Source organism: Vibrio sp. 1641 (assembly GCF_033339995.1).
Taxonomy (GTDB): Bacteria; Pseudomonadota; Gammaproteobacteria; order Enterobacterales; family Vibrionaceae; genus Vibrio; species Vibrio alginolyticus.
In genome coordinates this window covers 18,701-38,314 of sequence record NZ_JAWOVP010000024.1, presented here as the reverse complement: position 1 = coordinate 38,314, position 19,614 = coordinate 18,701, and the positions used below count along the sequence as shown (strand labels likewise).

Below are 19,614 nucleotides of genomic sequence, written 5' to 3'. Positions count from 1 at the left end.
CATCAACGAGTGCCCACACAGATTGATAGGTCTATATTGTTAAAGAGCTTGCTTTGCGAGAAGTTTTTCTCTCAAAGTGGAGGTGCATTCTAGCGATTTAATTGACAGTGTCAAACACTTTTTCAATTTTATTTTTCGTAGAAGCTTTCACCTCTCCGACCCTGCTGAAGCCTTATCGCGTCTGCCGTGTCGGTGGATGCGCATTATAGGGAACTCAGATCCGTTCGCAACCCTTTTTTGAAAAAAAATGGAAAAAAATGACTGTTCGATGACTATTTCATCAAAAAAGCAAAAAAGAGGGTAAAAAACCCTCTTTTTCTGCCTTAAAAGCCGTATTTAAATGAATGCGTACGCGTCTGCGAACATACGTTCGCTCTTCGCTTTCTTGTTCTGAGTGAACTGTTCACGTGCTGCGCCAGCCATTTCAAAACGACCTGCAATATAGATATCGTAGTTTTCTAAGCTTTCGAAATCTTCAGCTACAGCTTGTAGCACGTTACCAACTTTACCTTGCCAGTCTGCAGGAGCTTCTTCTACTACCGGCACAAAGTGAACATTGGCAAACTTGTCGGCAATCTCGACCAGTTCGTCTTTAGCATAAAGCTGGCAGTTATCGCGCGCCCCCCAATATAAATAGATAGGATTGGTTTTATTCTGCGCTACGCAGTGATCCAGAATCGAGCGAACGTAACTGAAGCCTGTACCACCAGCAATTAATAATAATGGGCGTTCGCTTTCTTCTTGAACCCAAGCATCGCCATGTGGCGCATCAATTTCAATCTGACCATCAGTTTCAAGCGCCGCTTGCATTGCTTCGACAACTTCTTGTGCATAAGCGTTGTGTTCCGCCGCACCGATGTGCAGTTCAAGTTCACCTTCATGACGACAAGGGCTGCTTGCGATAGAGAAAGGACGTTTGTCTTTTTCACCCATCACCACCATTAGGTACTGACCCGCTTTAAAAGGCACTGGTGATTCTGGATGAAGAAGGATTTGGTAAGTATTACAAGCTAACGGCTGAATAGACTTTACTTTACATTGGATGGTCATGGTGTTCCTCTCGCTTACTCGTCAAAAGTAAGCACTAAATTACTTTCTGTATAGGCTTGGCAAGGGAATATCCAACCTTGCTGTTGCTCTTTTTCGGTTAGCATCGGTTCGAGGTGATAGCTCACCTCGCCCGTTAGCTTTTTACACATGCACATGGCGCAAGCGCCAACTTGGCAACGGTGTGGGAAGCGTATATTGTTGTTGAGCGCAGCTTCTAACACCGTCTCCCCTTCTTTTACTTGGAATGTAACGTCCATTGGTAGAAGGTGGACTTGATGACTCATAGAATACCTAACTGGTCCCAAATCTCATCGACTTTAGCCACAAGTTTAGGATCTTTTTTGATAGGCGTACCCCACTCGCGCGTGACTTCAGATTCGAACTTGTTGGTCGCATCCAGTCCTAATTTGGATGAACTCTCAGTCTTACCAAGCACTTGAATCGTGTCTCTATCTGGGTCCATTCGAGTTGTCACCGCCCAAATGATGTCATTCCAATCTCGTGCATTAACGTCATCGTCGCACAAAATGATGAATTTGTTATCCGTGTACTGAGCAAAGAAGCCCCATAGATGTTCCATCAATTCTTGGGATTGACCAGCTTGGTCTTTCTTCATAGTCACGACAGCAAATTGGTTGTTTGCTGTAACTGGAAGATAGACGTCAACAATCTCAGGGCGTTGCTGTTTCAACTCATTTAGTTCTGCTTCGGTAATCGCTTTGCTGTCTCGCTCAGTGACCTCGGTTCGCGTCGCCAGCTCGGCATCCCATTTAATGGTCGCATCCAAGCCCATTTTGGAGCCAAGCCCAACCACTGGTGAAGCAAAGTCGAGCGAGTCGATTGGCGTGTTATCTATCATCAAGGTATCACGTACAGGGTCCATATGCTCTGACATGGCTTTAACGACATCATTCCAATCTCGTGCGTTTACCGATTCATCGCACACAATAACAAACTTGGTATACATGAATTGACGTAAGAAAGACCACACGCCCATCATTACGCGCTTGGCATGTCCTGGGTACTGCTTCTTCATGGTGACGACGGCCATTCGGTACGAACAACCTTCTGGCGGAAGATAGAAGTCTTCAATCTCTGGGAATTGCTTTTGCAGAATAGGCACAAACACTTCGTTTAATGCCACACCTAATACAGCTGGTTCATCTGGCGGACGACCTGTGTAGGTGCTGTGATAAATAGGGTCTTTACGCATAGTAATGTGCGTAATAGTAAATACGTGGTGCTTTTCTTTTTCGTTATAGTAGCCAGTGTGGTCACCGTAAGGACCTTCATCAGCAAACTCGTTCGGGTCGATATAGCCTTCCATCACGATTTCCGCGCTCGCTGGCACTTCCAAATCGTTGCTGACTGACTTCACGACTTCCGTTTTGCTGCCACGTAGCAAACCTGCAAATGCGTATTCTGATAGCGTATCTGGCACTGGCGTTACTGCGCCAAGAATGGTTGCGGGGTCTGCACCAAACGCGACTGAAACAGGGAAAGGTTTACCTGGATTGGTTTCCATCCAATCACGCAGGTCAAGCGCACCACCACGATGAGCCAACCAACGCATGATGATTTTGTTCTTGGCAATTTTCTGCTGGCGATAAATACCTAGGTTCTGACGTTTCTTGTTTGGACCCTTGGTCACGGTTAAGCCCCACGTAAGCAGTGGCGCAACGTCTTCCGCCCAGCAACTCATCACCGGGATTTTATCCAAATCGACTTCATCACCTTGCCACACAATCTCTTGGCACGATGCTTTTCTTAAGCGCTTGGCTGGCATGTTCAATACTTGTTTGAACACAGGCAGTTTTTCTAAAGCGTCTTTGAAGCCTTTTGGTGGCTCAGGTTCTTTTAAATAAGCCAGCAGCTTACCGACTTCTCTTAATTCTTTAACGTCTTCACGTCCCATGCCGATTGCGACACGCTCTGGTGTACCAAACAGGTTCGTCAAAACAGGTACGTCGTAGCCGATTGGGTTCTCAAACAACAGCGCAGGTCCACCAGCACGCAAGGTGCGGTCGCTGATTTCTGTCATTTCATAAGCGGGATCGACAGGGTGAGTGATGCGTTTAAGTCGACCTTTCTGTTCTAGGTGGTCGATAAATTCGCGTAAATCCTTAAAACTCATAGGCCTTCATGCTGGCTGATTAAACTGTCCGCAGTATAACAAATAGGAGGACGCTAAGATCCTCCTATTTTGTGTGGGTATGTGAGCCAGATTACTTTAATACTTGTTCAATCTGCCGAGTCTTTATCTGATGGTTCGAAGATACTAACTCTTCCAACCAGGTTTGATGCCCTTGTTGAGCAAGCTCTCGAGCAACCATGGTTGCTTCTTCTGATAACGCCATTTTTCTAACTAGAAACTGCTTTACTTGCGGAGATAGAGGGTTAGATTTTGTAAGTAGACTAATAGCTTCTGGCTTGAGTGATGGGTTAACTGTGGCATTCATCAATTGCTGAATGGAAAAAACGTCTCCAACCGCAGCTAAACGCTCAAGTTCGGACTGGCTGTTGTAATCAGCTTTCATCCGCCAGAGTAAGTTGTACACTTCCTCATCCTGACTAACTTGTGCCAACCTGACTATCACGGCCGTCGATGGTAACCAACTGGTCACATTTGCTTTGGTTAACTGGGCCGTTAATGCAGCAAGCGCATTGGGTGATAAGCTGTCTAACTCTCGAATCAAAAGCGCTTCACGCGCTTGAGCTTGTTGAGATGGCCCTGTAAGCCATTGCTTTAAGTTAAGCTCTCTTCGTTCAGCTTGTAAGACAAAGTCCAAGGTACTTTGGTCTTGTTTCCAACGCTTAATCAAGCGACTCGCAATAACGGGAAAGTTAAAAGCGGGTACACTAAATTCATACCCATCACCCCGCTCTAACACTTGATAAGTCGGGGTCATACGGATCTGGGACTCAACAAACAGAGCCATTCGAGGCGTGAGAATCACATCTTGCTTTTCAAGCTTTTCCAATAATTGAAAGCGCACCACCTCTTGTTGAGGCAAAGCAAGTCTATCAAGGGCAAATTTAAGCGAGTCGACTTCATCTCTGACAGCGTAATCAAGCAGTTCAGAGACTTTAGTATGTATTTGAGTATCCTGAAGCCACTGTTCTACTACAGCCTCATGCATTTCCTTGGCAGATAATGTCGCAGGTAGAGTGATAAGTGACAAGCTCAGGAGTAATGACGACAACATTCCTTGTTGCATGTTAACCTCCCGATAACATTTCCTTCATTCTGATACTTCTATCGGGAGAAAGCAATAAAAAAGCCACCGATATACGGTGGCTTTTCGCAGAATGACTATTTGAGACTATTGACGACGCATCGCATCGAAGAACTCATCGTTGGTCTTCGTCATCGCTAGCTTGTCGATTAGGAATTCCATTGCGTCGATTTCGCCCATTGGGTGAACGATCTTACGCAGAATCCACATCTTCTGTAGTTCGTCAGTCTTCGTCAGTAGCTCTTCTCGACGTGTACCTGAGCGGTTGAAGTCAATCGCAGGGAATACACGCTTCTCAGCAATCTTACGGTTCAAGTGCAGTTCCATGTTACCTGTACCCTTGAACTCTTCGTAGATAACTTCATCCATTTTAGAACCAGTATCTACTAGTGCCGTTGCGATGATAGTTAGGCTGCCGCCTTCTTCTACGTTACGTGCAGCACCGAAGAAACGCTTAGGACGATGTAATGCGTTTGCATCCACACCACCTGTTAGTACTTTACCTGATGAAGGCACTACGGTGTTGTAAGCACGAGCTAGGCGAGTGATAGAGTCAAGCAAGATAACCACGTCTTTCTTATGTTCAACAAGACGTTTTGCCTTCTCGATTACCATTTCCGCTACTTGTACGTGACGAGATGCTGGCTCATCGAAAGTCGACGCAACCACTTCACCTTTAACTAGGCGCTGCATCTCAGTTACTTCTTCTGGACGTTCGTCGATAAGAAGAACCATCAACTCACACTCTGGGTGGTTGTACGCGATGCTTTGCGCGATGTTTTGCAGAAGCATTGTTTTACCCGCTTTAGGCGGTGCAACAATCAGACCACGTTGACCTTTACCGATTGGCGATGCCAAGTCTAAAACACGTGCTGTAATGTCTTCTGTTGAACCGTTACCACGCTCCATAACCATTCGCTCATTCGCATGTAGAGGGGTAAGGTTTTCAAATAGGATCTTGTTACGGGCGTTGTCTGGTTTATCGTCGTTAACGGTATTGACTTTTAGAAGGGCAAAGTAACGTTCACCGTCTTTTGGTGGACGAATTTTACCAGCGATAGAGTCACCAGTACGTAGGTTAAAGCGACGAATCTGACTTGGTGATACGTAGATATCGTCCGGACCCGCAAGGTATGAACTATCTGCACTGCGTAGGAAACCAAAGCCGTCTTGCAGAATTTCCAGAACCCCATCGCCAAAGATGTCTTCGCCGCCTTTCGCGTGCGCTTTTAAAATCGCGAAGATGATGTCTTGTTTTCTTAAGCGAGCTAGGTTCTCTAATCCTAAGCTTTCGCCCAGTTTTACAAGGTCAGACACAGGTCTGTTCTTCAGTTCGGTAAGGTTCATGGTGGTGGATTCTTGTTTAGTCAAAATAAGATCTGTTTTCTAGTTAAGATGGATTTGGTCTCAGGATCGACCAAGAAGAGAAATTTGTTCAATTAACGCGCGATAAGTTAGCACTAATTAGTATTCTAGTCCAGAGTTAGAAAAACAAAACCGTGCATTGTAACTTTGCACGGTTTTATCTGTAATCACTTGGTGATTATAAGTTTGCGTCTAGGAACTCTTTTAGTTGAGTTTTAGACAGAGCACCTACTTTCGTTGCCGCTACGTTACCATCTTTAAATAGTAATAGCGTTGGAATGCCGCGAATACCAAACTTAGGTGGTGTACCTGCGTTATGGTCGATGTTTAGTTTACCGATAGTGAGTTTGCCTTCGTACTCGTCTGCGATTTCGTCCAAAATAGGAGCGATCATTTTACAAGGACCACACCATTCTGCCCAAAAATCCACTAGAACCGGGCCTGCAGCGTTGATTACATCGTTTTCAAAACCGTCATCAGTTAGCTGCAAAATCTTATCACTCATCTTCCACTCCAATGTGTTTTTCGAAACTGGTTGGATGATAACCAGTAATTAGATGCCCTATTGGAATGTATTTACTTTCGTATTGCAAGCTTTAGCTGATATTCTATAGCCATGAAAAAGACGCATATCACAGAGCAAAAGTTCGCCGATTTGGGCTTAAAGCCCCAAGTTATTGAAGGATTGGACAAAAAAGGGTTCGAATTTTGTACCCCTATCCAAGCCTTGGCGTTGCCGGTCCTGCTCACCGGCCAAGACATCGCAGGCCAGGCCCAAACGGGTACTGGTAAAACGCTCGCGTTTCTTACTGCTACGTTCAACCACCTTCTGACGACTCCGGAACATGAAGGTCGTAAGCCTACACAGCCACGCGCAATTATTATGGCGCCTACACGTGAGCTCGCTATTCAGATTTACAATGATGCAGAATCATTAACTGAAAGCACAGGTCTAAAAACCGCTCTAGCTTACGGTGGTGAAAGCTACGACAAGCAACTTGCGAAACTGCAAGACGGCGTAGATATTCTGATCGGAACAACAGGCCGTATCATCGATTTCTACAAACAGCGCGTATTTAACCTCAACAACATTCAAGCTGTTGTTCTGGACGAAGCCGACCGCATGTTCGATCTTGGCTTTATTAAAGACATTCGCTTCTTGTTCCGTCGTATGCCTGAGCCAAAAGAGCGTTTGAACATGCTGTTCTCAGCAACGCTGTCTTACCGCGTTCAAGAACTGGCATTCGAACACATGAATACTCCTGAGCATGTCGTTGTCGAACCAGAACAAAAAACTGGCCACCGTATCCAGGAAGAGCTTTTCTATCCTTCGAATGAAGACAAAATGGCGCTGCTTCAAACACTAATTGAAGAAGAGTGGCCAGATCGCGCTATCATTTTTGCCAATACCAAGCATAAGTGTGAATCGGTTTGGGGACATTTGGCTGCCGATGGACACCGTGTAGGCCTTCTTACTGGCGATGTACCGCAGAAGAAGCGTGAGAAGATTCTTGAGCAATTCACCAAAGGTGATGTCGACATCTTAGTTGCAACTGACGTTGCAGCGCGTGGCCTGCATATTCCTCAGGTAACGCACGTTTTCAACTACGACCTTCCTGACGACTGTGAAGATTATGTTCACCGTATTGGCCGTACTGGTCGCGCTGGTGCGAGCGGTCATTCGATCAGTTTTGCTTGTGAAGAGTACGCGGTTAACCTACCAGCAATCGAAGAATACATTGAGCACACAATCCCAGTTTCAGAGTACGATTCGTCGGCACTGATTCAAGATCTACCGGCTCCGATTCGTATGCGTGCACCACGCAACCAACAGCGCCGCACGAATACTGGCGGTACCCGTTCTGGTTCTGGTAACCGTAAGCCGCAGGGACGTCGTCCACGCCAACCGCGTCAATCGGCACCAAAACAATCGTAATAGGAAACTGAGTTCGTTTATGAGTCAAGCAGGATCATCACCGCTATATGCCGCCATCGACCTCGGGTCGAACAGTTTTCACATGCTCGTTGTGCGTCACATCGATGGCAGCGTTCAAACAATGGCTAAAATTAAGCGCAAAGTTCGTCTAGCAGCGGGCTTAGATGAACATAATTCTCTTAGTATGGAAGCTATGCAGCGAGGATGGGACTGCTTAAGTCTATTTGCGGAACGCTTGCAGGACATTCCTAAGCAAAACATTCGCATCGTCGGTACTGCAACATTACGTACCGCGACCAATGTAGATGTGTTTTTAGAAAAGGCTAACCAAATTCTAGGCCAGCCTATCGAAGTGATTACTGGTGAAGAAGAAGCTGCCACTATCTATAAAGGTGTCGCTCACACCTCTGGCGGTAGTGGTCGTCGCCTTGTAGTCGATATCGGTGGAGCAAGTACCGAACTGATTATCGGTGAAGGTTTCGAAGCCAAAGCACTGACCAGCTTAAAAATGGGCTGCGTGACTTGGCTTGAAAACTTCTTTAAAGATCGCCAATTGAATGCTCGTAACTTTGACGCGGCAATTGAAGGAGCGAAACAGACCATCCAGCCGATTTTAGAACGTTATACAGAAATTGGTTGGGATGTGTGCGTTGGTGCATCAGGCACTGTTCAGGCATTGCAAGAGATAATGCTGGCGCAAGGCATGGACGAAGTAATCACTCACTCCAAACTCAAGCGTCTACAGAAGCAAGCCATGTTGGCCGACCATTTAGAAGAGCTCGATATTGAAGGCTTAACACTTGAGCGCGCATTAGTGTTCCCTAGTGGCCTCTCTATTTTGATTGCCGTTTTTGAATTGCTTGAAATCGATGCTATGACACTGGCTGGCGGCGCACTACGCGAAGGCTTAGTGTATGAGATGGTTGAAGAGCTTCGTCAAGAAGACATTCGTGCCCGCACTATCGCTAGCGTACAAAATCGTTATCAGCTCGATCACCAATACGGTGAACAAGTCGCTAGTCTGGCACACACGCTTTTACAGCAAGCTGGGGGCGATGAGTGGATTACAGAGCCTCAGGGCAAGATATTACTCGAGACCGCCGCAAAACTGCATGAAATTGGCTTAACTATCGATTTCAAAAAAGGCGGAGAGCATAGTGCTTACTTGCTGCAGAATTTGGATCTGCCTGGTTACACGCGCGCGCAGAAGTTCTTTATTGGTGAAGTGGCTCGTCGCTATCGCGAACAACTCACTTCTTTACCTGAGCAGCATGCATTATCAGGCTCGAGTGCAAAACGAGTATTGAGATTGTTGCGTCTTGCGGTTCTGCTCAGCCATCGTCGCAATCCTGATCTAGAGCCAAATGTGACTCTAACGGTTGAAGGCGACAATCTAACGTTACACATTGATGCGCAATGGCTAGAGAAAAACCCACTGACTGCGGCTGAGTTGGAAATTGAATCCAACCGTCAGACAGACATCGGCTGGCCATTAAATATCGTAGCAAAATAAGCGAATATCACTGCCTTACAATACTAAAGCCCAGGCGTTCGCTTGGGCTTTTTTGCTTCTACTTCCCCTACAAAACGTGCTGCCCAGCAAAAATTTCAGCTTCTCCGCTCTACATCGAAAAACAGCCATGCTTTATTGATAAACACAATTTAGCCAACCAAGATGCACCATCATGAAAACCGTTTTAATGACTGGCTTAACTGGCACTCTCGCCCCTAAAGTTGCTCATCAGTTCCACCTCCGCGGCTGGAATGTATTGGAATGGAATCACCATCAAATCCCGCCGGATGATCTACAGCAAAGTGAACAATTTTGGCAACAGCACCATATTGATGCGGTGTGCCATATGGCGATGGGGAGTGAAGCGTGGCCAGCGTGGCTTGGTGAGCACTGCAAACAGCGCAACATTCCTTACCTCTTTGTCAGCACAGCAATGGTATTTGATGCCACAAAAAATGGGCCTTATGGCATCTTTGAAGAAAGAAACACCCAAGATGATTACGGCAAATACAAAGTTCGTTGTGAAGATGCAATCTGGCAAGCAAATCCAGATGCGATGATTGCTCGAATTGGTTGGCAGCTCCATCACCAAGCAGAAGGCAATAACATGTTGGCGCATCTCGACCGCCAATATGAAGAGAACGGCGTTATTACCGCTAGCACAGTTTGGTATCCCGCGACTTCTCATATGGACGATACTGCACTCGCCTTTTTGCAGCTTATTGAGCGGAACGAAGCCGGTTTATATCACCTTGATAGCAACTTAAAAGATAAGTGGAATTTCTACGAACTCGTTTGTGCACTCAAGCAGCATTACAACAAGCCATGGCAAGTGCTGCCAAGCAATGATTATCACCATGACCAACGTCTAACAGATGAACGAATTGCCTTGCCGCCATTGAGTGAACGTTTCAACAAGCCAGAGCAAATCAAACAAGCTGGCATCATAGGAATCAACTGGGGACGCACGCACATTCCGCACTATAGAAACAATGGTGTTGTTGTCACGACGTTATGTGCCAACCAAATAGAACCGCTTCAGCAAGCGTGCAGTGAAGAAGCAATCCCAAAGGCAGAAACGAACATCAGCGCACTCAAAGAACTCGATGTCGTGACCATCGCGACACCTGCGCATACTCATGCAGAGATCATAAAGACGTTAGGTTCAACCAAGCTGATTTGTGAAAAGCCATTGGTGGGATTGAATTCTGACATAACTCACTGGCAGCAACCGAACTCCAACCTATTGGTTAATTACGCCTTTGCTCAGCTAGAGACCGCCAAGACGATAGAGAAATGGCTCACCTCGCAAACCCAACCTTGTGTGGTCAATCTAATCACCCAAGTTAACCTACCGGGCACCTTCACACTCAAAGAGTGGTTTCTTGAAACAGCCAGTCACCCTATATCTTGGTTGCTGCACTGCTTTGGAGACTATTATCAATCGACACTGGTTGAGGAAAACGGCCAACTGATCGTTGATCTGCAATGTGGTGACCACCAGCTAAGATTTGTATTTGAACTAACAGGTGAACCGGGCATCGAGCACAATCTAACGATTCAATCCAACCAGACCTTAACCAGCAAAGGCTACTACCGTGTCGGCGAAAAATGGCGTTTCGAGCCCATTCTCGTTAATGGCAATGCGATAAATGATGGAGAGTACAGCGAGTCTGATTGCTGGCAGGACGCCAATCAACGCTGTGTCGGTTTGATGCTGGCGATGTTCAATCAAAGCATCAGTTGGGAGAACGGCCTGCAACTTGGCGCCTTCGATGCGCAAAAAGCCATTTTGATTGAGAAGATGCTCCGTTAGCCATTTCACCAACGAGCTTCCTCTACGTTCCGTAACTTCGATTAAAAGGTCTCACTCGGGACCTTTTTTATTGCTCATTTTTACCTTCGTACAGCTTAGGGAGCTTTTGGACACCCATGATCTAATTGCTCCCCACGCTGTACAAAACGCTCTAAGCCCAAGTAAACAGGCACAAAAAAGCCGCTTGATTTGAGCAAGCGGCTTTCGGGGTTCCCACTGATATTAAGACTGAACGCTTGTCGTCACCTTAAAGTCAGGGTTCACCGCAGTCAGCTTCTTAATTAGGTAATTCAGTAGTACGCCATACATAGGAACGAACAAACCAAGACTGATAATCAGTTTGAAGCCGTAATCCACCAGCGCGATTTCCGTCCAATGCTCAGCCATAAATGGATCTGGGCTTTGGTAGAACGCAATGGCGAAGAAAGCGATGGTATCAAGTGCATTACCGAAAAGCGTTGAACACGTTGGTGCCACCCACCATTGCTTCATTTGACGTAGGCGGTTGAACACATGCACATCCATGATCTGACCAAGTAGGTACGCCATGAAGCTAGCAATCGCGATACGAGCAACGAATAAGTTAAATTCCCCTAGGTGACCAAAACCTTGGAATTGACCTTCGAAGAACACCACCGATAAGAAGTAAGATACTGCCAACGCAGGCAACATCACTAAGAAGATGATCTTACGCGCCAACTGAGCACCGAAAATACGCACGGTTAAGTCAGTCGCTAAGAAGATAAATGGGAAAGTGAATGCACCCCAAGTGGTATGGAAACCGAATATAGTAAACGGTAGCTGAACTAGGTAATTGCTAGATGCAATAATGACTAGGTGGAATAGAACCAGATAGATAAGGGCGTTGCGCTGCTGCGCAGGGGTAAAGTTACTCATGCGATACCTTTTTAGTTTGGTTTGGGGGTGAGGGAACCCAAATCGAGTCACTGAATAAAGTGGCTCTTACCAACAATGTAAAATGAAAAATAAACTGGCTTGGCTCATTCTGAGCGAAGCGGTGGGCGATTATACATTAACCACTTTTCGCCGCAAGTCGTCTGTTTGACGCAAACGTTGAAGCATAAAAAAGGGTGTTTCATGTGAAACACCCTTTCAAGAAAAATTCTATTTTTAGAAGCCGCGCTGGAACAATCCTGCAAGATAATCCAACTCTTCCCTGCTCTCTTCAATCGCTAACGCTTCAAACCAAATCGCTTCGCTGTAATGCTCTGCTTTCATAAACAGTCGGCAACCTTCAAAGTCAATCAACCATGAGTGAATGTCCGCATCCCACTGCTTTTCCACCACAGTAGCAGAAAGCAAGCCGACTAAACGCTCACCTAAAGCAGGAAAGCTATCAAGGTCAAAGCTCGGCGCGGTAATGATTAAGCGCCCTTCTTGTGCCATGTAATCCGCTAAGCCAAATTCCTTTTGCATCTTGGTTCCTTATCCGTGGTGAGTAATGTGTTCTTGAATCAAATCAAGGAATGGATCGGCGTACTTCTCTAGTTTGCGTTGACCAACACCGCTGACTGCCAGCATTTCGCCGTAAGACGTTGGCAGAATTTCCGCCATATCAATCAGAGTAGCGTCACTGAAGACCACGTATGGTGGCAAACCATCTTCATCAGCAATCGACTTACGCAACTTGCGTAACTTAGCAAACAACTTCTTATCGTAGTTCTTACTGGTCAGTTTATCTGACTTCGCCGCACGTGCTGCGGTGTCTAAACGCGGAACCGCTAACTCTAGAGTCACATCGCCACGCAGCAGCGGACGCGCTTCTTCGGTAAGTTGCAGCGTTGAGTTACGCGTGATGTTTTGGAACAGCAGCCCTTTGTGGATTAACTGACGGAAAATACTCACCCAGTAATCGTGGCTGTGATCGCGCCCTATCGCGTAGGTAGAAATCTTATCGTGCCCATTTTCACGCACACGAATGTTTTGCATGCCACGTAGCACCTCGACCACGTAGCCCATACCAAAGCTCTGATTAACACGATACACACAAGATAGCGCCTTACGCGCTTCTTCCGTGGCATCAAAGTGCTTCGGTGGATCTAAGCAAATATCGCAGTTGCCACATGGCTTCTCACGATACTCACCAAAGTAATTCAATAGTACCTGACGACGACAAGTCTGCGCCTCAGCAAAGGCACTCATCGCATTCAGTTTGTGGGTTTCCACCTGCTTCTGTGGACCATCGTCTTTCTCATCCAACATACGGCGCAGCCAACTGATGTCCGCTGGGTCATACAACATCATGGCTTCCGCAGGTAAACCATCACGCCCTGCACGACCCGTTTCCTGATAGTAAGACTCGATGTTGCGCGGGATATCAAAGTGAACCACAAAACGCACGTTTGGTTTGTTGATGCCCATACCGAATGCCACGGTCGCCACTACAATTTGGATGTCATCACGTTGGAAAGCTTCTTGAACGTAAGCGCGCTCATCAGCGTCCATACCTGCGTGATAACCAGCAGCACGAATGTGGTTGTTGCACAGCTTCTCGGTCACCATCTCAACTTTCTTACGGCTACCACAATAGATGATGCCGCAATTCCCCTTTTGGGTTTCAAGATAACGAACGATTTGCGAAACCGGCTTGTGCTTCTCAACTAAGTTGTAGCGAATGTTGGGACGGTCGAAGCTGCCTAGGTAAACCTCTGGATTATTCAGTTGCAGACGTTCAAGAATATCTCGGCGCGTTGCGTCATCTGCGGTCGCCGTCAGCGCCATAAATGGCACATGGGAAAACTGCTGCTTAAGTTGACCAAGCGCGGCATATTCTGGACGGAAGTCGTGTCCCCACTGGGAAATACAGTGCGCTTCATCAACGGCAATCATCGATAACGGCAGGTTTTCCAAACGTTCAATGAAGTCACGCATTAATACGCGTTCTGGCGAGACGTACACCAACTTAAGATGACCAGTGTGCATGCGGTTATACACGCTGAGCAGCTCTTCACGAGGCATGGTCGAGTTAATGCACTCAGCCGCTACACCGTTGGCTTTAAGCTGGTCCACTTGGTCCTTCATCAGCGAGATAAGCGGAGAGATCACCAAAGTAATGCCAGAGCGAACCAAAGCAGGAATTTGATAACACAGCGACTTACCGCCACCAGTAGGCAGGATAACTAAGCTGTCGCGACCTTCTACCGCAGCGTCAATCACCAACTGCTGACCATCACGGAACTCTTGGTAACCAAACACATCCTCCAACACACGTTGAGGCGTTACAGGCGAATCAGATTGTTCGGCTAACAAGGTCGAGGTCATGAAAAGTCTCAGATTGGGTCTTAAAAAAGAGGTGCTTTTGCATACCACTGGCACACAAAGTGAGGGCACATTGTAATGGGGTTTCATGGTGAATAAAACCGCAAATTGTTAGGTGTTTCGCATCACGACTCGTATACTGATTTTCTGCTCTATAAAACACACAATTAGGTGACACTTCATGACACCAGAAGACGAACAACAACGCGCGCGGCAAGGCATCTTGCTAGCGATTGGCGCGTATACCATGTGGGGCATTGCGCCGATGTACTTTAAGTCCATCGCACAAGTATCTCCTTTGGAAATTCTAAGCCACCGAGTGATATGGTCTTTCTTTTTGCTTGCTGCACTCCTCCATTTTGGCCGTCACTGGCGCTCGGCTTACCACATCGCGAAAGACAAAACGAAAATCGCTTACCTGATCGCAAGTTCCATGTTAATTGGCGGCAATTGGTTGATTTTCATTTGGGCGGTAAACTCGAATCATATGCTCGACGCCAGCTTAGGTTATTACATTAACCCACTGATCAACGTCTTACTCGGGATGGTATTTTTGGGAGAGAGACTGCGTAAATTACAGTGGTTCGCGGTTGTATTGGCAGGTTGTGGCGTACTCGTTCAACTGATTGTATTTGGCTCCGTACCTGTTGTTGCGATGGCGTTAGCAATGAGCTTCGGCTTTTATGGCTTATTAAGAAAGAAAGTCAGTGTCGATGCAAAAACTGGCTTGTTTATCGAGACATTACTTCTACTGCCAGTGGCCGCTGTTTATTTGCTTTTTATTGCCGATACACCAACCTCAAATATGCTTACGAATCCACTTACGTTAAATAGTTTGTTGATCGCGGCTGGGGTTATAACAACCCTGCCACTGCTGTGCTTTACGGGTGCAGCAACAAGACTCAAATTATCGACTTTGGGCTTTTTCCAATATATAGGCCCAAGCTTAATGTTTTTACTTGCAGTATTGATGTATGGCGAACCCTTTACCATGGATAAAGCGATCACTTTCGTCTTTATTTGGGGAGCACTAGTCGTGTTTAGCTTTGATGGATTACGTAATAACCGTCGCTCACGCCGAATCGTTCAGCCACAGTGATCGTTTTTTACAAGACAAGTTAGAAATTGCCAGATAAGCTTGGTCATAATGTGACCAAGCTTTTTTATTTAATGGAACATATTCAGTACTACGCAACCGACCATGACAACTTGAGTCTAATAGAGGCGAAATACCAGAAATTTGCTTTTCAAAGGCATTACCATCTGGATTTTCATCTCGGCCTGATCACGCATGGTGCGCAGAAGTTCCAATATCAAGGTAACAACCACCAAGTTGGTCACGGGCAAATTGTGATTATGCCGCCGGATGAGCTGCACGACGGGCAATCTAAGCTCGAGAGTGGCTACGAAGTAAATGTGTTTGCGATCGAACCTCTCCTATTGAGCGATCTGGCTGATCTTAAGCAAAACGGTCAAATAATACACTTCAACGAACTGATCATCTCGGATCCCCAAATATTTTCACAACTTAGTAACTTACACGGGCTACTTCGTCGTGAAAACCTCAGCCAACTCACTAAAGATTGCCTTCCTTTTGAAGGATTTAACCAACTTTTTGATCGCTACGGATCGCTTGAGCGACAAAAAGTGGTGCCGCTAGGAAATCAATCACTTGGGACGTTAAAAGATTATCTAATGGCGAACCTCGACCAAGCAGTGCGTTTGGATTCGCTATCAGAGCTGTGCCAACTGAGCCCAACGCAGTTCCAGCGCCACTTTAAAGCGCAAACTGGCATGACGCCTTATGCATGGTTCGCACGCCTGCGCCTCGAACAAGGCATGAAGTTACTGCAAGCTGGTCAATGTGGTACCGACGTCGCCCACCAGATCGGTTTCTACGATCAAGCGCATTTCAGCAAAGCGTTTAAACAGACCTACGGCGTTTCCCCTTCTCAAGTGGCTCGTTAATTTCATTTACCGAGAAAGCTGTCAGTTTTTTACAAGCGCCACAGGTGACTTACCACGACAATAGCCGAATTGGTTAAATTTGAGATGTGTTATGAATGAATCCACCATATTGCTGACACTCGCCAGCATTCACTTTATTGCCCTAATGAGTCCAGGTCCGGACTTTGCGCTGGTCGTACAAAATGCGACGCGTCATGGTCGTCAAACTGGCTTGTACATTGCGTTGGGATTGTCCGTCGGTATCTTGCTGCACTCTTTGTTCAGCCTGACAGGTGTGAGTTTTGTCGTCCACCAACACCCAGTGCTGTATTCCGTGGTACAACTGCTCGGTGGTAGTTACCTGCTCTACTTAGGAATTGGCGCATTGCGTGCCGTGATCTCGATGATCCAAAACCCACTGACGGATCAACCTAAGAAGCAAAATAACCTAGTGATCAGCAATAAGCGTCAAGCGTTTGCTAAAGGGTTTGCGACCAACATTCTTAACCCAAAAGCCCTGGTGTTCTTTGTCAGTTTGATGTCGAGTTTAGTCCCAGCAGGTATGTCGATTACTGGCAAAGGTATTGCACTGGTCATCCTGTTTGGCTTGTCGCTATTCTGGTTCTCTAGCCTTGCATGGATGCTGTCGACACAGCGCTTACAGCGTAAATTGCAACAAGCGGGTATCTACATCGACGGTCTATGCGGCGTGGTATTTACTCTAGTGGGCGGCAGTATTCTATACCAAACTATCAATACTTTTATCGGATAAAGTACTGATTTAAAAGCGTAGCACAATCGACATTTCTAAGATTGCTGACTCGACGTGACTCTCCATAACTGCCAAGCTCAAAGCACAAAACTGGCAACATGGAGAGTCATCATGCATTGGACGTTCAACCGACTCGTGACCACGGGTCTTTTTCTTACTTCCCCACTAATCTTATCTATCTCAGTCTTTGCTAACCAAGCAGCAGATGCAGTTGCGCCGGAGCACAGCACTGGCTTCGAGCAAAAACAATTGATCAAAGCGAAAGATTATATGGTTACCGCAGCCAACCCACTTGCCACCCAAGCTGGGGCAGACGTTCTTGCACAAGGTGGTAATGCTATTGATGCTATGGTTGCCGTGCAGCTGATGCTGGGCTTAGTAGAACCCCAATCTTCAGGCATTGGTGGTGGCGCCTTCTTAGTGTATTGGGACAGTGAGAAACAAAAACTGACTACGTATGATGGACGCGAAACCGCACCGCTCGCCGCAACGCCGAAACTCTTCCTAGATGACAAAGGACAACCACTGCAATTTTACGATGCGGTTGTCGGTGGGCGTTCCGTTGCCACTCCTGGTACAGTGAAACTGCTGTGGGACACGCACCAGAAATACGGCAAGTTGGAATGGAAGAAGATAATCCAACCCGTGATTACCTTGGCTGAGCAAGGTTTCGAAGTCAGTCCTCGCCTCGCGAGTCTGATTGAAAAAGATGCCAAGCGCCTATCTCGCTTCCCTGCGACTAAGGCTTACTTCTTCAATCCAGATGGCTCACCAAAAGCCGAAGGCACGTTGTTGAAGAACCCTGAATACGCGCAAACTCTGACGGCAATTGCAGAGCAAGGGGCAAAAGCTTTCTATCAAGGCGATATCGCCACAGACATCATCAAGACAGTACAGAATGCACCGGGCAATCCTGGCGTATTGGCACAACCTGACTTTGATGCGTTCCAAATCAAGCAACGTGAGCCGGTTTGTGCGGCTTATCAAAGCTATGATATCTGCGGCATGGGACCACCTAGCTCTGGCGCATTGACGGTTGGACAGATTCTCGCGATCACCGAGCAATACGATCTTAAAGGTTGGGGAGCCGAAAGCGCGAAATCATGGCAAGTGATCGCCGATGCATCGCGCCTTGCGTTTGCGGATCGCGGTAAATACATGGCTGACCAAGATTATGTGCCAATGCCAACCGAAGGCTTGCTTGATAAAGATTATCTCAAACAACGTGCTGAGCTTATCCAAGTCGGTAAAGCCTTGAGTAAGGTTGAAGCCGGCAATCCACCGTGGTCACACGCGATGAACTTAAGCATGGATCAATCGATCGAGCTGCCTTCCACCAGCCATTTCAATATCGTCGATAAGCAAGGCAATGTGGTTTCAATGACAACAACCATTGAGAACGCCTTTGGCTCACGCTTGATGGTGCGCGGCTTCTTGCTCAACAACGAACTGACTGATTTCTCTTTCCGCACGCATCAAGATGGAGTGCCAATAGCAAACCGCTTAGAACCGGGCAAACGCCCACGTTCATCCATGGCACCGACCATTATGATGAAGGATGACAAACCTTACATGGCAATTGGCTCACCGGGTGGCAGCCGCATCATTGGTTACGTCGCACAAGCCATTATCGCCCACACGCAATGGGATATGGACATCCAAAGCGCGATTAATCAGCCACGATTACTGAACCGTTTTGGTACCTTAGATATTGAGCAAGGTACCGCTGCAGAAGGCTTACAGCCTGAGTTGGAAAAGATGGGTTTTAAAACTGATGTTCGTGATTTGAACTCTGGACTGCATGCGATACGTATAACAAAAGACGGTCTTGAGGGCGCAGCCGATCCAAGGCGTGAAGGTTCCGCTATCGGGCAGTAAGAGTCTTTCGCTCGACCCCTTGTGCGAGATCTCTCACAAAGGGTTGAGCAAACCTCTCTTTTTTAATGGTAAAACCGTACAACAAAGCGCATAAGCCATTGAATTTAATACTCATGTATCTTTTTTGAACGCTAAGAGAGTTAAAAAATGTGAGATTAGCCCGTTGTTGGAAATCGTTAAACACGTAATATTAAACCTGTCGGAAGGATGCTGACACGGAACAGGAAACACCACGGACTTGGTGAACTTCAGGAAGAAGAAACGGTTATTCAGGATGAATAGTCGGGCATGGATTGCAAAATTGGACATTGAACGGAATCAATAGTGACTAGGATGGTTGCTACTAAGGACGGGAAATGGACACCTCTGGACGAGGCAAGGATTTGAACATCAGGATGATGTCAGGGACACCGCTCAGGGAACAAGTGATGAGAGCTAACGAGGATAGTTAGCAGACCAGGATAAGGTCACTAAGGACACCGCTAGGAAGGCGACGTAAGGATTAAGCTGACGGATTCAGCACACTATCATGGATTAGATGCATGGAGCACTCTTAGTAGCTGGATTGCTGCGAGTAAGACTATAACCCCGATGGGCGCAAGCCCTCGGGGTTTTTCTTTGCCTAAAGTTTTTCTCAGTAGATCTGCTGAAAACAGGCATTCACCCACAACGCCCACCTTTCACTTCAAACGGCATCGTTAAGTCGCGCTTTTGTACTCCATTTATCATTCCATTTTTTACTGCGTTAGCGACACCAAAACTGCATAAACAAAAAGAGCCGCCGAAGCAGCTCTTAAGTTGATGATACCAATCACAGTAAAT

At 46.7% G+C, this 19,614-nt stretch carries 16 protein-coding genes; 7 read left to right on the top strand and 9 right to left on the bottom strand.

Features of this window, described 5'->3' with window-relative positions; all coding sequences use genetic code 11:
• Positions 1-336: 336 nt before the first annotated feature.
• The 6 genes from fre to trxA form a co-directional block, all read right to left on the bottom strand.
• Complete coding sequence (gene fre, locus R7Z47_RS23310; RefSeq protein WP_005382872.1) at positions 337-1,050, bottom strand: NAD(P)H-flavin reductase; 714 nt, start codon at positions 1,048-1,050, stop codon at positions 337-339.
• Between the two features lie 14 nt (positions 1,051-1,064).
• Entirely contained in the window at positions 1,065-1,334 is a 270-nt protein-coding gene (locus R7Z47_RS23305) for a 2Fe-2S iron-sulfur cluster-binding protein (protein WP_009696789.1), read from the bottom strand.
• A complete protein-coding gene (gene ubiD / locus R7Z47_RS23300) occupies positions 1,331-3,184 on the bottom strand; it encodes a 4-hydroxy-3-polyprenylbenzoate decarboxylase (RefSeq protein ID WP_262607137.1) in 1,854 nt (617 codons plus the stop codon). Before ubiD ends, R7Z47_RS23305 begins: the two co-directional genes overlap by 4 nt.
• 91 nt (positions 3,185-3,275) lie before the next feature.
• Positions 3,276-4,268, bottom strand: a complete 993-nt coding sequence (locus tag R7Z47_RS23295) for a hypothetical protein (RefSeq protein WP_262607136.1) — start codon at positions 4,266-4,268, stop codon at positions 3,276-3,278.
• 105 nt (positions 4,269-4,373) lie between these two features.
• Positions 4,374-5,633 (bottom strand): transcription termination factor Rho, encoded by a 1,260-nt coding sequence (gene rho / locus R7Z47_RS23290; protein WP_005378757.1) that lies wholly within the window; start codon positions 5,631-5,633, stop codon positions 4,374-4,376.
• A 196-nt stretch (positions 5,634-5,829) separates the two neighbouring features.
• Complete coding sequence (gene trxA, locus R7Z47_RS23285) at positions 5,830-6,156, bottom strand: thioredoxin TrxA (protein WP_004745500.1); 327 nt, start codon at positions 6,154-6,156, stop codon at positions 5,830-5,832.
• Between the two features lie 111 nt (positions 6,157-6,267).
• Between trxA and rhlB the strand changes: the two genes are divergently transcribed.
• The 3 genes from rhlB (at position 6,268) to R7Z47_RS23270 (ending at position 10,916) form a co-directional block, all read left to right on the top strand.
• Positions 6,268-7,587 carry an ATP-dependent RNA helicase RhlB gene (gene rhlB / locus R7Z47_RS23280; RefSeq protein WP_005378764.1) on the top strand — a complete coding sequence of 440 codons (1,320 nt, stop codon included), beginning with the start codon at positions 6,268-6,270 and terminating at the stop codon, positions 7,585-7,587.
• A 19-nt stretch (positions 7,588-7,606) separates the two neighbouring features.
• Positions 7,607-9,100 (top strand): guanosine-5'-triphosphate,3'-diphosphate diphosphatase, encoded by a 1,494-nt coding sequence (gppA, locus tag R7Z47_RS23275; protein ID WP_053306516.1) that lies wholly within the window; start codon positions 7,607-7,609, stop codon positions 9,098-9,100.
• 172 nt (positions 9,101-9,272) lie between these two features.
• Positions 9,273-10,916 (top strand): sugar nucleotide-binding protein, encoded by a 1,644-nt coding sequence (locus tag R7Z47_RS23270; RefSeq protein WP_318130638.1) that lies wholly within the window; start codon positions 9,273-9,275, stop codon positions 10,914-10,916.
• 222 nt (positions 10,917-11,138) lie between these two features.
• Here the strand turns inward: R7Z47_RS23270 and R7Z47_RS23265 are convergent, their stop codons facing one another.
• From R7Z47_RS23265 to recQ, 3 genes are all read right to left on the bottom strand, one after another.
• The gene (locus R7Z47_RS23265) at positions 11,139-11,813 is read right to left on the bottom strand and encodes a 7-cyano-7-deazaguanine/7-aminomethyl-7-deazaguanine transporter (RefSeq protein ID WP_005378770.1); all 675 of its coding nucleotides are present in this window, start codon (positions 11,811-11,813) and stop codon (positions 11,139-11,141) included.
• Positions 11,814-12,047: 234 nt separating this feature from the next.
• Positions 12,048-12,353 carry a DUF3630 family protein gene (locus tag R7Z47_RS23260; RefSeq protein WP_005378772.1) on the bottom strand — a complete coding sequence of 102 codons (306 nt, stop codon included), beginning with the start codon at positions 12,351-12,353 and terminating at the stop codon, positions 12,048-12,050.
• A gap of 9 nt (positions 12,354-12,362) precedes the next feature.
• On the bottom strand, positions 12,363-14,198 hold the full coding sequence (gene recQ / locus R7Z47_RS23255) for an ATP-dependent DNA helicase RecQ (protein ID WP_005451195.1): 1,836 nt from the start codon (positions 14,196-14,198) through the stop codon (positions 12,363-12,365).
• A gap of 178 nt (positions 14,199-14,376) precedes the next feature.
• Between recQ and rarD the strand changes: the two genes are divergently transcribed.
• From rarD to ggt, 4 genes are all read left to right on the top strand, one after another.
• Complete coding sequence (rarD, locus tag R7Z47_RS23250; protein ID WP_005378774.1) at positions 14,377-15,294, top strand: EamA family transporter RarD; 918 nt, start codon at positions 14,377-14,379, stop codon at positions 15,292-15,294.
• A 71-nt stretch (positions 15,295-15,365) separates the two neighbouring features.
• Complete coding sequence (locus tag R7Z47_RS23245; RefSeq protein ID WP_130545184.1) at positions 15,366-16,163, top strand: AraC family transcriptional regulator; 798 nt, start codon at positions 15,366-15,368, stop codon at positions 16,161-16,163.
• Between the two features lie 91 nt (positions 16,164-16,254).
• Positions 16,255-16,914: a LysE family translocator gene (locus tag R7Z47_RS23240; protein ID WP_005378776.1), complete on the top strand. Its 660-nt coding sequence runs from the start codon at positions 16,255-16,257 to the stop codon at positions 16,912-16,914.
• Positions 16,915-17,025: 111 nt separating this feature from the next.
• Complete coding sequence (gene ggt, locus R7Z47_RS23235) at positions 17,026-18,792, top strand: gamma-glutamyltransferase (RefSeq protein ID WP_262607134.1); 1,767 nt, start codon at positions 17,026-17,028, stop codon at positions 18,790-18,792.
• Positions 18,793-19,614: the final 822 nt, after the last annotated feature.

Coding starts and splice junctions, on each gene's coding strand:
- ubiD (WP_262607137.1), bottom strand. CDS start 3,184: ATGAGTTTTAAGGATTTACGCGAATTTATCGACCACCTAGAACAGAAA.
- R7Z47_RS23265 (WP_005378770.1), bottom strand. CDS start 11,813: ATGAGTAACTTTACCCCTGCGCAGCAGCGCAACGCCCTTATCTATCTG.
- gppA (WP_053306516.1), top strand. CDS start 7,607: ATGAGTCAAGCAGGATCATCACCGCTATATGCCGCCATCGACCTCGGG.
- R7Z47_RS23270 (WP_318130638.1), top strand. CDS start 9,273: ATGAAAACCGTTTTAATGACTGGCTTAACTGGCACTCTCGCCCCTAAA.
- R7Z47_RS23305 (WP_009696789.1), bottom strand. CDS start 1,334: ATGAGTCATCAAGTCCACCTTCTACCAATGGACGTTACATTCCAAGTA.
- R7Z47_RS23260 (WP_005378772.1), bottom strand. CDS start 12,353: ATGCAAAAGGAATTTGGCTTAGCGGATTACATGGCACAAGAAGGGCGC.
- ggt (WP_262607134.1), top strand. CDS start 17,026: ATGCATTGGACGTTCAACCGACTCGTGACCACGGGTCTTTTTCTTACT.
- trxA (WP_004745500.1), bottom strand. CDS start 6,156: ATGAGTGATAAGATTTTGCAGCTAACTGATGACGGTTTTGAAAACGAT.
- rhlB (WP_005378764.1), top strand. CDS start 6,268: ATGAAAAAGACGCATATCACAGAGCAAAAGTTCGCCGATTTGGGCTTA.
- R7Z47_RS23245 (WP_130545184.1), top strand. CDS start 15,366: ATGGAACATATTCAGTACTACGCAACCGACCATGACAACTTGAGTCTA.
- R7Z47_RS23295 (WP_262607136.1), bottom strand. CDS start 4,268: ATGCAACAAGGAATGTTGTCGTCATTACTCCTGAGCTTGTCACTTATC.
- rho (WP_005378757.1), bottom strand. CDS start 5,633: ATGAACCTTACCGAACTGAAGAACAGACCTGTGTCTGACCTTGTAAAA.
- recQ (WP_005451195.1), bottom strand. CDS start 14,198: ATGACCTCGACCTTGTTAGCCGAACAATCTGATTCGCCTGTAACGCCT.
- R7Z47_RS23240 (WP_005378776.1), top strand. CDS start 16,255: ATGAATGAATCCACCATATTGCTGACACTCGCCAGCATTCACTTTATT.
- rarD (WP_005378774.1), top strand. CDS start 14,377: ATGACACCAGAAGACGAACAACAACGCGCGCGGCAAGGCATCTTGCTA.
- fre (WP_005382872.1), bottom strand. CDS start 1,050: ATGACCATCCAATGTAAAGTAAAGTCTATTCAGCCGTTAGCTTGTAAT.